Consider the following 14863-nt stretch of genomic DNA (forward strand, 5'->3'; position numbering starts at 1 on the left):
GTGACAAACCTTACCTATAATCCATCTCAATACGCCCATTGGCAGTATCGATAACCTGCCGGCAGGCAATGGCAGGATTTTCACTAACTTTGCACCCTTATAAAGGACCAAACTATGAGCAGAAATGGCAAAGTGCTGGTGGCAATGAGCGGTGGTATTGACAGTACCGTTACCGCGCTGATGTTACACGAGCAAGGATATGAAGTGGTGGGCATCACCATGAAGACCTGGGATTATGCATCCGCCGGTTCCAGTAAAAAGGAGACCGGTTGCTGTAACCTGGATTCTTTTAACGACGCCCGCGCCGCTGCCGTACATCATGGTTTTCCGCATTTTGTGCTGGATATACGCGACGAGTTTGGCGATTTTGTGATCAATAACTTTGTAGAAGAATACCTGGCAGGCCGCACCCCCAACCCCTGCGTGCTTTGCAATACCCATATTAAATGGCGCGCGCTCTTGAAAAGGGCAGACGCTATGGATTGTGCCTTCATCGCTACCGGCCACTACGGTCAGATCCGCGAGCTGAATGGCCGTCACGTCATCAGCAAAGGTATTGACGACCTGAAGGACCAGAGTTATGTACTCTGGGGCCTGCAACAGGATGTACTGGCCCGTACCCTGCTGCCCCTGGGCAAATACCGCAAAACAGAGATCCGCCAGATGGCCTTTGACTTTGGCTATCCGGAACTGGCTAAAAAAGCGGAAAGCTATGAGATCTGTTTCGTACCGGACAATGACTACCGTGGTTTCCTGAAGCGCCGGGTAACAGGCCTGGAAGAGCAGGTGAACGGCGGCAACTTCGTATCAAAGGACGGCGCCGTCCTGGGTCAGCATAAAGGTTACCCATTTTATACCGTAGGGCAGCGTAAAGGCCTGGATATTGCCCTGGGCCGGCCCGTATACGTTACCGGCATTATCCCCGAAACAAATACCGTGGTGCTGGGCGAAGAAGAAGACCTGCAGCAGCACGAAATGAAGGTAGCCGGTATTAACATGATCAAATACGATCACATCCCCGAAGGGCTGGAAGCCACCACCAAGATCCGTTATAAGGATAAAGGCGCCCTTAGCAACCTGTATCACGATGAGAACGGGCAGATCCGCGTACGCTTTTACGAACAGGTAAAAGGTATCGCACCCGGACAGTCGGCCGTATTCTACGACGGAGACGACGTAATAGGCGGTGGTATCATCCAACGGATGTAATACCATATCATCATCTGGTTCCTGGGTTTTTATTTTGTCAATTTTGGCAACTCTCACATTTATTTTGCTTGACAAGATGGTACCTGTTGCACACTCATGCGACTAGTAGCGTCCCCGCAATTATGCGTGGAGTTCTATGACCATTATTGTAAACTAAAAACCTAAGAACCGTCTATGAGAAACCGTTCTACTATCCTGCACGGCAGGCGAAGCCGTGCGCCCTATCTCTACCTGTATTGTATTCCCTTTCTTTTGCTGACCTTATGCCTGGGTATTAACAGGGCCAGCGCCCAGTTGACAAGGCTGCGTGCCGAAGGGACACGCGTTGTAAATGCCAACAACCAGGAAGTGATCCTGAAAGGTGTAGGCCTTGGCGGCTGGGTGCTGCAGGAAGGCTACATGATCAACCCTGGCACTGGCGGCACGCAAGGCTCTTTTAAAAGAATGCTGTATAACCAGGGCCAGACGGAAGCCCAGGTAGAAGCATTCTACCAGGGCTGGCGCGATAATTTCGTTACGAAATCAGACATCGATTTTATTGCTTCAAAAGGCTTTAACGTGGTGCGCCTGCCCATGCACTATGAGCTGTTCCTCACCACCGCACAGCGCTCCGTACGTAACAGCGCTATCCGTAACCAAAGCAACTATACCAACTATGTGAACTCTCTCACTACCTGGTATAACAGCAACCAGCTGTTTAATGACGCCAACCTGGAAGGGTTCCGCGTTATTGACAATCTGTTAAGCTGGGCGGCTGCCAACAACATCTACGTGGTGTTGGACCTGCACGCCGCACCCGGCTCACAGGGCACGGATGCCAATATCTCCGATGCGCTGGTTGGGAACGATCTGTGGAACAAACAGATCTATAAAGACATCACTGTTCGTCTTTGGGAACGCCTGGCTGCCCGCTACAAGAACAACGACGTGGTAGCTTTTTATGACCTGATCAACGAGCCTAACAATGTGCCGGACAACCGCTGGATACATGACCTGTTTGAGCGCCTGATCAACGCCGTGCGCGCCCAGGGCGACAACCACATGCTGATGATAGAAGGCAACGGTTGGGGTAACAACTACAACTGGATGGAACCTTTCACATTCAGCAACAGGGGCAACCTGATTTACAATGCGCACCGTTACGGCAGCACTACTTCAGCTACCGCTGTCAACACAGGCGATAAAAACCAGATTGACCTCATCGGTACCATGGTGAACTTCCGTAACACCAATAACGTACCGGTATGGGTAGGTGAAACCGGCGAAAACAACAACACCTGGCTGAGCGACAACATCAGATCCATGAACTCCATGGGTATTGGCTGGTGTCATTGGACCTATAAACGTTTTGATACCCAGGAGAATGCTGCGCTGATGCACATCAATCCTCCGTACTTAACGAATGGCGCCAGTGCTATGAGCGCTATCCTGAACAACATTAAGTTTGCCAACTGTGTGCCTAACAACGGTACCATCGCCGCTGTAGCGCCTGGCATCCAGCCACCTGCATCACAGGGCCCGATCGGTAAGACCATCTGGCTTAAAGGCTTTAATGGCCAGTACGTAACTTCTGCCAATGGCGTAGGCCCCATGACCTGCGACAGGCCTGATGTTCAGGGCTGGGAACAGTTCCTGGTATCAGACGCCGGCAACGGTAAGATCACCCTGAGCAACCAGGGCAAATTTGTATCCTCTGAGAATGGCGAACAGGCTATTACCTGCAACAGGCCTGCTCCACAGGATTGGGAAAAATTTGAGTGGATCAAAAATGCAGATAACACTATCTCCCTGCGTGCAAGCAATGGCCTGTATATCTCTTCTGAGAATGGTACACAGCCTATGACCTGTACCCGTCAGAACATCCAGGGTTGGGAAGCCTTCACCTGGGGCGAAGTAGGTGGTACTACGCCTCCGGATCAACCGGGTGACGATACCACTACCACACCGCCGCCCACCGGAACCAGCGACTTTAAAGTAATTGGTTACATACCTTCCTGGGGCGATGTAGATCTGAATGCCGTACAGTACAACAAATTAACGCATATCAACTATGCCTTTATCCTGCCTAACAGCAATGGCACCCTGCAAGGTATGCCTGATCCCGGAAGGCTGCAGACCATCGTAAGCAAAGGCCATGCGGCCGGCGTTAAAGTAATGCTCTCCGTAGGTGGATGGAATAACGGCGATGACAGCGGTTTCCATGGCATGGCTTCCAACAGCGGCGCACGTACTACTTTTGTAAACGCGCTGATAAACCTGGTTGCACAATACAACCTGGACGGTGTGGATATTGACTGGGAATACCCGGATCCTAACACACAATCCGCCAACGACTACGTAACGCTGATGACCCAACTGTCTACCGCTATGCACAGCCGTGGCAAGTTGCTTACTGCTGCCATCGTAGCGCAGGGCGGTACCGGCGGTGGTATCCTCTCCAGCGTATTCCCGGTAGTGGACTTCCTGAACATCATGGCTTATGATGCAGATGGTCCCAACCACTCGACTTATAACTATGCACAAACCTCTCTGAGCTATTGGATAAACCGTGGCTTACCTAAAGAAAAAGCAGTACTGGGCGTGCCTTTCTATTCAAGGCCTAACTGGTATCCTTACTGGCAGCTGCTGCAGATGGGAGCCAGCCCCAACTCAGACTCCTTTAACGGCGAAGGTTACAACGGTATCCCTACCATTAAGAACAAAACCAACCTGGCATTTGACAATGGCGGTGGTATCATGATCTGGGAACTGTCTAACGACGTAAGCGGCGTTAACTCCCTGCTGAGCGCTATCCATGACGTAGTGTTACAGAGAGGCGGTAATGGCGGCCCCGTGGATCCTCCCACTACAGGCGCGCCTATCGGCCAGACTATCTGGCTGCAGGGCTTTAATGGTCAGTATGTAAGCTCCAAGAACGGCGTAGGCCCCATGTGGTGTAACGCTACCGTGGTAGCTGGCTGGAACCAGTTCCTGGTGGTAGACGCCGGCGACGGTAAGATCGCACTGAGCAACATGGGTAAATATGTTACCTCTGGCAACGGTACACAGGATATGACCTGTGCCGCTACCATCATCCAGGATTGGGAAAGATTTGACTGGATCGTTAACGCAGACAATACCATCTCCCTGAGAGGCAGCAATGGCCTGTACGTTTCTTCTGAAGACGCTACACTGCCTATGACCTGTAACAGACCTGCTCCGCAAGGCTGGGAAGCCTTTAACTGGGGCGTTGTAGGCGCTGCCGCCAGAACTACTTTTGCGGCTGCTGCAATAGCGCCTGAAACTAAGCTGACCACTGCATCTGTTTATCCTAACCCTATCGTAAAAGGCGGTAATGTTACCGTAAGGGTAGAAAAATATGATGCCAGCCAGCCCGTACAGGTAATGCTGATGGATGTTAACAAGAAAGTAATATCCTACCAGAAAACCACCGGCGGTGTGCTGAGTGTACCCACCAGCAATATAGCCGCTGGGTTATACATCATGACCATCACCAATGGCGCCAACACTTACACGAAGAAGATCGTGGTGCAATAAACCTATAACCTGCAAAAGCACTGCCTGGTACTAACCGGCAGTGCTTTTCCGCTGTTACCTGTTTTTCCTTATGCGACTAACGCTATCTTATGAAAAGATCTTTTCTGAGCAAGTCTGTCCTGTTGCATATGCCGCTAAGGCACGTTATCAATGGCCTATTGATCTATACTGAATACCATCATACCACAAACAATCAAAGCACTGCCGGCGACCTGCTGGCAGTGCTTTCTTGTTTTTACTCTTTAACCTTAAACATTCTATTATGAAGCACACCTTATTAAAAAGATCCCTATTGTTGCTGCTATTGCTGCTGGGCGTTTCCTGGCAGGGCTTTAGCCAGTTCAAGGTAATAGGTTACATCCCTTCCTGGGGCAATGTAGACCTGAATGCCGTACAGTACACCAAATTAACGCATATCAATTATGCGTTTATCCTGCCTAATACCAACGGTACCCTGCAGGGCTTACCTGATCCCGGAAGACTGCAGACCATCGTGAGCAGGGGACATGCAGCCGGCGTTAAAGTAATGATCTCCGTAGGCGGCTGGAACAATGGTAACGATGGAGGCTTCCATGGTCTGGCTGCTAATAGCGGCTCACGTACCACCTTTGTGAACGCGCTGGTAAACCTCGTGAACCAGTACAACCTGGATGGCGTGGATATCGACTGGGAATACCCGGATCCTAACACACAATCCGCCAACGATTATGTAACGCTGATGACCCAACTGTCTACCGCTATGCATAGCCGCAGCAAACTGCTTACGGCTGCCATCGTAGCCCAGGGCGGTACCGGCGGCGGTATCTTAAGCAGCGTATTCCCGGTAGTGGATTTCCTGAACATCATGGCATATGATGCAGATGGTCCCAACCACTCTACCTATAACTATGCACAAACTTCCCTGAGCTATTGGAGGAACCGCGGTTTATCCAAAGAAAAAGCGGTACTGGGTGTGCCTTTTTATTCAAGGCCTAACTGGTATCCTTACTGGCAGTTGCTGCAGATGGGCGCCAGTCCTAACTCAGACTCCTTTAATGGCGAAGGTTACAACGGTATCCCTACCATGAAGAACAAAACCAACCTGGCATTTGACAATGGCGGTGGTGTTATGATCTGGGAACTGTCTAACGACGTAAGCGGCGCTAACTCCCTGCTGAGCGCTATCCACGATGTTGTAGTACAACGTGGCGGTGGCGGCAATCCGCCTACACAACCCGGTAATGCGCCTATCGGCCAGACTATCTGGTTGCAGGGCTTCAACGGCCAGTACGTAACGTCTGAAAATGGAGTAGCCCCCATGATGTGCGATAGGCCAACCGTACAGGGCTGGGAACAGTTCCTGGTAGTAGACGCCGGCGGCGGCAAGATCGCGCTGAGCAACCAGGGTAAATATGTTTCTTCTGAAGATGGCCTGCAACCTATGACGTGCAACAGGCCTTCAGTACAGGGCTGGGAAGCGTTCGACTGGATCGTTAACCAGGATGGTACCATCTCCCTGCGCGGCAATAACGGCATGTACGTTTCTTCTGAGAACGGTACACAGGCCATGAATTGCAACCGGGCTACCATACAGGGCTGGGAAGCCTTCCGGTGGGGCGCAGTAGGCGCTGCCGCCAGAACTACCGTTGCAGCAGCAACCGTAGCGCCTGAAGTGGAAAATGCCAAAGCAGGTACCGCTACCGTTTACCCTAACCCCATCGTAAAAGGTGGTACGGCAACGGTTAAAATGGAGAAATATGATGCTACACAACCGGTACAGGTAACTATCCTGGACGTAAATAAAAAAGTGGTGTCCCATCAAAAAGCTAATAGTGGTGTGTTGAATATATCTACCAGCAATATTGCCAGTGGTTTATATATCATGACCATTACCAATGGCGCACACACGTTCACCAAAAAGATCATCATACAATAACAAGCACAACAAGAAAGCAACACGGGCCGGATATTATTATCCGGCCCTTTTTATTTTGAAGGGATGGTTGCCATCATGGAAATTTCACCGGGATAGACTAATTTACAGAAGCACCTTACTGCAAAGCCGGAAACCTTAAGATCTAAATCTAATAAAGCACCAGTGTGAAAATATTTGTATTGTCCTTTTACCTTATCACGACCCTACTGGCCACCGGCTTACAGGTTGCGGCACAGGCGCCGCGCTATGTGATCGCCTTTACCGATAAACACAATTCTCCTTACCAGCTGGATAACCCTGCCGGCTACTTATCGCCCAGGGCCCTGCAACGGCGCGCCCGCCAGCATATAAGCATAGACAGTACAGACCTGCCGGTGAACCCGGCCTATGTTGACAGCATACTCCAGGTTGGCAATGTACAGCTGCTGTATACTTTACGCTGGTCTAACCAGGCCGTGATCCGCACCAATGACCGGGCGGCCCTGGAAAAGATAGCCGCATTTCCGTTTGTACGGATGTTAGACCGGAGCTCGGAGCGTATGTCCCCCTACATCGCTATGCCTGGCGGCGGTATGCAGCAAGGAAACCGGGTAACTGCTCCTGCGCGCACTACCGGCGCTACCGGTATTGACTATGGCAGCGCATATGAGCAGATACACCTGCACGAAGGCGAATACCTGCATGACAAAAACCTGCGGGGCGATGGTATGCTGATAGCTGTACTGGATGGCGGTTTCCCTTCCGTAAACAGCAACCGCGCCTTTGAATGGCTGCGCAGCCACCAAAAAATAGTGGCCACCCGCAACTTTACCAATGGGGATACAGATGTATATAACTATGATGATCATGGGGCCCACTGCCTCTCTATATTGGCCGCCAACCTGCCCGGCGAAATGACCGGCGCAGCGCCGGAAGCCAGCTATGTATTGTTACGCACTGAGGAAGAAGGCACAGAACAGCCCATAGAAGAAACCAATTGGGCGGGCGGCGCGGAGCTCGCAGATAGCCTGGGGGTAGATGTGATCTCCTCTTCCCTGGGTTACAATACGTTCGATGAAGCGGAAAACGACCATACCTACGCGCAGTTAGATGGTCACACGCTGCCTGTTACCCGTGCAGCTGATATGGCGGCCCGCAAAGGGATGATCGTGGTAAACTCCGCCGGTAATGAAGGTAATCTGGGTTGGAAATACCTGCTCGCGCCCGCAGATGCAGATAGTATATTAACCGTAGGCGCCGTGAACAGCCAGCGGCAGGTAGCCGCCTTCAGCAGCTTTGGCCCTACCGCCGATGGGCGTATTAAACCAGAGGTAGCCGGACTGGGCGTAGGTACCATACTGGTAGATACAGATGGCTCTATCGGCAGCGGCAACGGTACCTCCTTTGCCTGCCCCACCATTGCAGGCCTTGTTAGCTGCCTGTGGCAGGCGTTTCCCCGCCGCAGCAATATGGAGATACTGCAGGCCGTAAAAGCCTCCTCCAGTCAATATACAAGCCCGGATAACCGCATTGGCTATGGCATACCGGATTTCAGGGCCGCCTATGATACGTTGTTGAAAAAGGAAATGCAGGACACCGCCTATATCCGCCAGCAACTGGGTTCCCGCCCCATCAAGGTATTTCCTAATCCCTTCCGCAACCAGTTTAACGTATACTATAGTTCCTCAACAAGCCAGGACCCGGTACATATGCAGCTGATAGACGCTGGCGGCAGGGTTACCAAAAACTGGTTGCTATCATCTTATGGCGCATACGGTTACTTTAGCTCACAAACGGGGCTGCAGCAGCTGCCCACGGGAATGTATTATTTACGGATGGTACAGGGAGCAAAGCGGGAGGTAGTGAAACTAATGAAGTACTGATGCGCGGATAATCGTCTTTGCTGCATTTCATCTGCACATCATTTCACCAGCCTCGCTGCAAACATAGTATCCGCGCCATTCTCATACCCGGCAATAAGCCCGCCCTCCTGCCATTGCAGGCCGGTTTGTTCGCAGATATATTTCACCACTTCTTCATTCTCCTGCTTAAAAACAGAGCAGGTAATATAGATCAGTGCGCCGCCTGGCTTCAATAGCGGTGCTACATTGGTGGCGATCCGTTGTTGTAATGATTGGAAAGTAGCAATACGTCTTTGCTCAAAGAAATACAGGTTCTCCGGCGTACGGCCCCAGGTACCGGAACCACTGCAGGGCGCATCCAGGATAATGCCGTCAAACCCGCTATGGGAAAAGGTACCTTTGGGTACCGGTTGTGTAAGATCAAGTACTTTACGCTCGTCAAATTGTACCCCCGCTGCATAAAAACGGTTGGCCAGGTTTTCCAGGATGGAAGAACGTACATCACTTACCGTAAGCCGCACAGCCGGCGCGGTATCCAGCAGCAACAACGATTTTCCGCCACTGGCGGCACAGCAGTCCCACCATTGCTGCTTAGCCGCTGGTTTAAACAGCCGGCCCGTTTCCCGGGACGAAGCATCCTGTATCTCATACCAATCCTTACGGGGAATAAGGGTCTCTATTTTGGTACCATTAGGCAATGCCAGCAGATCATCTGTACGCCATTCATAAGTAATACCGGCTTCCTGTAACAACGCTGTAACAGCCTGTTGCTGTTGTTTGCGCACGCGGATAAAAAGATAGGGCTGTACAAAATACGCATTGGCAAAAGCCGCCGCGTCTATCCCGGCAGATAGTTCATCCGCAAAAGGAAAAATGGCAGCAGGTGTAACCGTTTCGCCATTAAAGCTTACTATAGCCAGCTTTTCCGGCAGGGTCAGGCTCACCTGCTCATTCCACTCCGGGCGGAAAGCAGCCAATATCTCATTACCTTGGGTCTCGCACAGGAACAGGCCTGACAGTATCCTGTCCTGCACCGGCATAATGCCCTTCCACAGGTGCCCCATACGGTAAAATGCATAAACCAGCTGTGATATCCAGCGCCGGTCGCGCCCGCCCATCTGGGGGTTTTGCTTAAAGAATTGCTTCAGGAAATGGTGCAGGGGCAACGTGCCATCATAACCATCTATTACGCGTGTCGCGGATACGAGATAACTTTCCCATCGGGTCATAGTACAAAGGTAATTGGAATGTGATTGTACATAAAATGAAAAGAGGCTGTATCAATGATCTGACACAGCCCCTCCTATTTTAAAGTTGGCTTGTTACAGTTTCAGCAATGCCTTCAGCGGATCTTTTCCGAACAGCAGCTGCTCCGGATTCTCCAGCATTTCCTTCACCCTTACCAGGAAGCTTACAGACTCACGGCCGTCAATGATGCGGTGATCATAGCTCAGCGCTAAGTACATCATCGGGCGGATCACCACCTGGCCATTGATAGCCATGGGGCGCTCCTGGATCTTGTGCATGCCTAAGATAGCAGACTGCGGTATGTTGATGATGGGCGTGCTCATTAAGGAACCAAATACGCCGCCATTAGTGATGGTGAAGGTGCCGCCGGTCATCTCATCCATGGTGAGTTTGTTCTCACGGGCTTTGGTAGCCAGTTCCACCACTTTCTTCTCAATTTCTGCCATACCCAGGCTTTCCGCGTTGCGGATCACCGGTACTACCAGGCCTTTGGGCGCAGATACCGCAATGGATACATCACAGTAATCATGGAATACCAGCTCTTCGCCGTCAATATATGCATTTACAGAAGGGAACTCCTGCAGTGCAAAACAAACCGCTTTGGTGAAGAAGCTCATAAAGCCCAGGTTCACCTCATGCTGTTTTTTGAACAATTCTTTATACTGCGCACGCAGTTCCATGATACGGGTCATGTCTACCTCGTTAAAGGTGGTAAGCATGGCCGTAGTATTCTTGGCTTCTACCAGGCGGCGGGATACCGTCTTACGCAGGTTGCTCATCTTCTCCCTGCGCTCTGCACGGCCAAACAGTTCTTTGCCGATGGCTACGCCAGGGTTCTGAAGAGCAGCATATACATCGTCCTTCATGATCTTGCCATGGGCGCCGCTGCCTTTGATGGAAGACGCGTCCACATGTTTATCTGCGATCAGGGCGGCCGCTACCGGGGTAGTTTTGATATTATCCGGGATGGCTGTTACCGGCGCCTGTTGCACCTGCGGGGTGGCCTTAGGCGCTTCTGCCTTGGCGGCAGCAGGAGCTGCTTTGCCGGCCGGGCGGGCGGCGTTCGTATCTATCTGGCAGGCCAGATCACCTATCTTCAGTACGTCACCTTCTTTTGCTACGCGTTTTAAGATCCCGCCTTCTTCCGCATTCAGCTCAAAAGTGGCTTTTTCAGATTCCATTTCGCAAAGTACCTCATCACGCTCCACGTAGTCGCCATCCTGTTTTAACCATTTCACTAAAGTCACTTCACTGATGGACTCTCCTACGGTGGGCACTTTCATATCAATAGTTCCCTTATTGGCCGGGGGAGGACCTGCAGGCGCTGCCGTTTCAACAGGCGCTGCTGCGGGCGCCGCAGTAGCCGCTTTTGCAGCAGGTGCTGCGGATGCGGGGGCTGCTGCATCGGTATCAATAGTACAGGCTACATCACCGATCTTTAATGTAGCGCCTTCCGGGGCCGCGATCTTCAATACCCCTGCTTTCTCTGCATTCAGTTCAAAGGTGGCCTTTTCCGATTCCATTTCACATAACACCTCATCCTGCTGCACATAATCCCCGTCTTTCTTCAACCACTTCGCAATTGTTACCTCGCTTATAGATTCTCCTACCGTAGGAACTTTGATTTCGACAACCATATTTCAGTTTTCTGTTTGCAATTATATATGTAGGGCAAAAACCGGTACATGACCATTTTTGCGGCCCATCTTTTACGTTAGATATTGAATGCTGTATCAATGATCTCCTGTTGCTCACGGTTGTGCACTTTGGCATAACCGGTAGCGGTGGCGGCGCTGGGGTTACGGCTGATAACGCCATAATTCAGCTGCTTAAGGTTCATCTGCAGATAAGACGCGGCGCCCATGTTCAGCGGCTCTTCCTGTACCCAGAACCAGGTAGCGCCCTTATAACGCTGGTTAATGGCTTCCAGCTGGGCTACCGGTAACGGATACAGCTGCTCCAGGCGAACAATGGCTACATCCTTACGGCCTTCTTTTACCTGCTTTTCGCTCAGGTCAAAATAGATCTTACCGGTACAGAACAGCACTTTCTTCACCTGTGACGCGTCTTCAATAAACGGATCATCCAGCACTTCCTTAAAGCCGCCGGTAGTGAAATCCGCCATGGTAGAATAAGCGCCGGCATGACGCAAGTTTGCCTTGGGCGAGAAGTTCACCAGCGGTTTGCGGAACTGCCAGGTAAGCTGGCGGCGCAGCGCATGGAAGAAGTTAGCCGCGGTGGTGATATTCGTAACTACAATGTTATACTCTGCACAGGATTGTAAGAAGCGCTCCGGACGGGCATTGGAGTGATCCGGTCCGCCGCCTTCGTAACCGTGAGGCAGTAACAGCACCAGGCCGTTCTGCGTGGTCCATTTCTGCTCTGCGCTGGTCAGGTATTGATCTATTACCGTTTGTGCACCGTTCACAAAATCGCCATACTGTGCTTCCCACAATACCAGGGTATTGGGGTTGGCCATAGCATAACCATATTCAAAGCCCATTACGGCAAATTCGCTCAGCAGGGAATTATAGATCCGGAACTGGCCTTGCTTTTCCTGCAAGTGGCCCAGGCGGTTATAAGTAGCGTTCGTATTTTCATCAAACAGGATGGCATGCCTGTGGGAGAAAGTGCCGCGCTGTACGTCTTCACCGCTCATGCGCACGTCCTTTCCTTCCATCAGCAGGCTGGCGTAGGCCAGCAGTTCGCCTGTAGCCCAATCTACCTTACCTTCTGTCTCATACAGTTTGATCTTATCTTTCAGCAGCTTGTCCACCTTACGCAAAGGCACAAACTCCTTGGGCCATTGCATCAGGCTATTGAACAGGCGGGTAAAATCTTCTTGTTTGATAGCAGTTACCGGCGACTGGTCAAAATCCTGCGGAGTGGCTTTGCGCAGCGCGGCCCACCATTCCTCCGGTTTCTGATAGCTGTAAGGCAGCGGATGCTGTTTTACTTCATCCAGTCTTTCCTGCAGGTCTGCCCAGAATACTTTCTGCATTTCTTTTGCCAGGTCCTGCGCGTCATTCTCGCCATTCTTCAGCAGGTACTGGGTATATACTTCGCGGGGATCCGCATGTTTATCGATCAGCGCATACAGGCTGGGCTGGGTAAACTTAGGCTCGTCGCCCTCGTTATGGCCATGCCTGCGATAGCAAAGCAGGTCAATAAAAATATCACAGTTAAACTCCTGGCGGAAACGGGTGGCTATCTCAGACACTTTTACCACGGCTTCGGCGTCATCGCCGTTCACGTGAAATACCGGCGCCTGCACAATGGCTGCAACGCTGGTACAGTAGTCGGATGAGCGCGCATCATCAAAATCTGTCGTAAACCCTATCTGGTTATTGATCACAAAGTGCATGGTACCGCCGGTATAGTAACCTTTCAGGTTGCTCATCTGCACCAGCTCATATACTACGCCCTGACCTGCAACAGCGGCATCGCCATGGATCAGGATAGGCAGTATGCGGTCGTAATCGCTGTTATAGATCACATCTGCCTTACTGCGGGCAAAACCTGTCACCAGCGGGTCTACCACTTCCAGGTGCGAAGGGTTAGGCAGCAGCTGCAGGTTTACCTTTTTGCCGGCAGGGGTATCTATTATAGAGTGAAATCCAAGATGGTACTTTACGTCGCCGCTGCCCATGGTGATATCCGGGGTAGCCAGGCCTTCAAACTCATTGAAGATCTGCTCATAGGTCTTGCCCAGGATATTGGCCAGCACGTTCAGACGGCCGCGGTGAGCCATACCAATTACGGCTTCCTGTACGCCCAGCTCAGATGCGGCATTGATCATGGCGTCCAGGGCAGTAATGGTGTTTTCGCCGCCTTCCAGCGAAAAGCGTTTTTGCCCGATATATTTGGTATGCAGGAATTTTTCGAAGATAACGCCCTGGTTCAGCTTCTGGAGAATGCGTTTACGCTTTTCCAGCGGAACGGGCTGGGTCAGCGTATTTTCCATTTCGCGCTGCAGCCACTCTATCTTTTTGGCGTCGTTGATATAAGTGAATTCCAACCCAACGGGGCCGGCATATACCTGTTTTAACCGGTTTACGATGTTTTCCAGGGTGGTTTTACCCAGGCCCAGTACCTGACCAGCAAAGAATTCTGTTTTCAGGTCCGCGTCGCTAAAGCCAAAGAAAGTGATATCCAGGTTGGCCTGGCGGTTTTTCCTTTCGCGGATAGGATTGGTTTTGGAGATAAGATGGCCTTTTTTACGGTAGGCCTGTATCAGCCTGTAAACGTTCAATTCCCGGGTAAGCTGGTCGCTGGATACCGGTAAAGCACTGCTACCTGCCGCCACCGCCGAACCTGCTGCTTTTCCATTCTGATTAGATACCGCAAAATCAAATCCCTCAAAAAATTTCGCCCATTCAGGATCAACAGATTGAGGATCTTTCCGGTAATCCTGGTATAACGATTCAATGTAAGCAGGGTGCGAGTTAGTGACAAATGAGAAGTCCTTCATTTACAACGAGTTTTGCTTAGTCTTCGGTTCAAATTACGCTGTCTGGTGAAATTTGATACCCATTATAATATTGGATTGCAAATATCGCGTGTTTTTTGTTAAAGCGCTAGTAAAATCTTAGTTGTCTTTATGGGTAAAAACAGCCATATCGGTTGTGATGGAGCAGACCTGAGACACAAATACATTTGAAATATATTATATAGATGTGGTAACCCGGACGATATCTTTACCTTCCATTCGGCACACAGGATATAATTTTTGTTTTCTAAAAAACTAATCTTTACCTTTGCCCTCCTGAAACTGAAAATTGAAAAATGGCAAACCATAAAGCAACGAAAAAAGACGTACGTCAGAGCAGAAAGCGTAATGAGCGTAACCGTTACTACGGTAAAACAACCCGTAATGCCATCCGTGATTTGAAGACGCTGACTGACAAAGCCGCCGCTGAGAAAGATCTTTCAAGCGTGGTAGCTATGATCGACAAGCTGGCTAAACGTAATGTGATCCATAAAAATAAGGCTGCTAACCTGAAGAGCAAACTGGCTAAGAAGGTGAACACCCTGGCTTAATCGCCGCCTTATTATAAAGATATGCACTCCAGCTCTTCCTGTAAACCAGGAAGGGCTTTTTTGTTTCCCCTAC

The 14863-nt window shown here is 50.8% G+C and carries 8 protein-coding genes; 5 read left to right on the forward strand and 3 right to left on the reverse strand.

Annotation, left to right across the window (positions count from 1 at the left end; all coding sequences use genetic code 11):
* The first annotated feature begins 114 nt into the window (after window positions 1–114).
* The 4 genes from mnmA (at window position 115) to F0L74_RS30165 (ending at window position 8523) form a co-directional block, all read left to right on the forward strand.
* Window positions 115–1209: a tRNA 2-thiouridine(34) synthase MnmA gene (gene mnmA, locus F0L74_RS30145; RefSeq protein ID WP_149841596.1), complete on the forward strand. Its 1095-nt coding sequence runs from the start codon at window positions 115–117 to the stop codon at window positions 1207–1209.
* 174 nt (window positions 1210–1383) lie between these two features.
* On the forward strand, window positions 1384–4746 hold the full coding sequence (locus F0L74_RS33420) for a glycosyl hydrolase family 18 protein (RefSeq protein WP_188316227.1): 3363 nt from the start codon (window positions 1384–1386) through the stop codon (window positions 4744–4746).
* A 262-nt stretch (window positions 4747–5008) separates the two neighbouring features.
* Window positions 5009–6661, forward strand: coding sequence for a glycosyl hydrolase family 18 protein (locus F0L74_RS30160; RefSeq protein WP_149841597.1), 1653 nt, complete (start codon window positions 5009–5011; stop codon window positions 6659–6661).
* Between the two features lie 164 nt (window positions 6662–6825).
* On the forward strand, window positions 6826–8523 hold the full coding sequence (locus F0L74_RS30165; protein WP_149841598.1) for a S8 family serine peptidase: 1698 nt from the start codon (window positions 6826–6828) through the stop codon (window positions 8521–8523).
* 38 nt (window positions 8524–8561) lie between these two features.
* Here F0L74_RS30165 and F0L74_RS30170 read toward each other — a convergent pair whose 3' ends face one another.
* From F0L74_RS30170 to F0L74_RS30180, 3 genes are all read right to left on the reverse strand, one after another.
* A complete protein-coding gene (locus F0L74_RS30170) occupies window positions 8562–9731 on the reverse strand; it encodes an RsmB/NOP family class I SAM-dependent RNA methyltransferase (protein ID WP_149841599.1) in 1170 nt (389 codons plus the stop codon).
* Between the two features lie 93 nt (window positions 9732–9824).
* Window positions 9825–11387: a 2-oxoglutarate dehydrogenase complex dihydrolipoyllysine-residue succinyltransferase gene (odhB, locus tag F0L74_RS30175; protein ID WP_149841600.1), complete on the reverse strand. Its 1563-nt coding sequence runs from the start codon at window positions 11385–11387 to the stop codon at window positions 9825–9827.
* Window positions 11388–11464: 77 nt separating this feature from the next.
* Window positions 11465–14221, reverse strand: coding sequence for a 2-oxoglutarate dehydrogenase E1 component (locus tag F0L74_RS30180; RefSeq protein ID WP_149841601.1), 2757 nt, complete (start codon window positions 14219–14221; stop codon window positions 11465–11467).
* 314 nt (window positions 14222–14535) lie between these two features.
* On the opposite strand from F0L74_RS30180, the gene rpsT reads away from it, so the two are divergent.
* On the forward strand, window positions 14536–14790 hold the full coding sequence (gene rpsT, locus F0L74_RS30185) for a 30S ribosomal protein S20 (RefSeq protein ID WP_149841602.1): 255 nt from the start codon (window positions 14536–14538) through the stop codon (window positions 14788–14790).
* Window positions 14791–14863: the final 73 nt, after the last annotated feature.

The organism is Chitinophaga agrisoli (assembly GCF_008386695.1).
In the GTDB taxonomy this organism is placed as follows: Bacteria; Bacteroidota; Bacteroidia; order Chitinophagales; family Chitinophagaceae; genus Chitinophaga; species Chitinophaga agrisoli.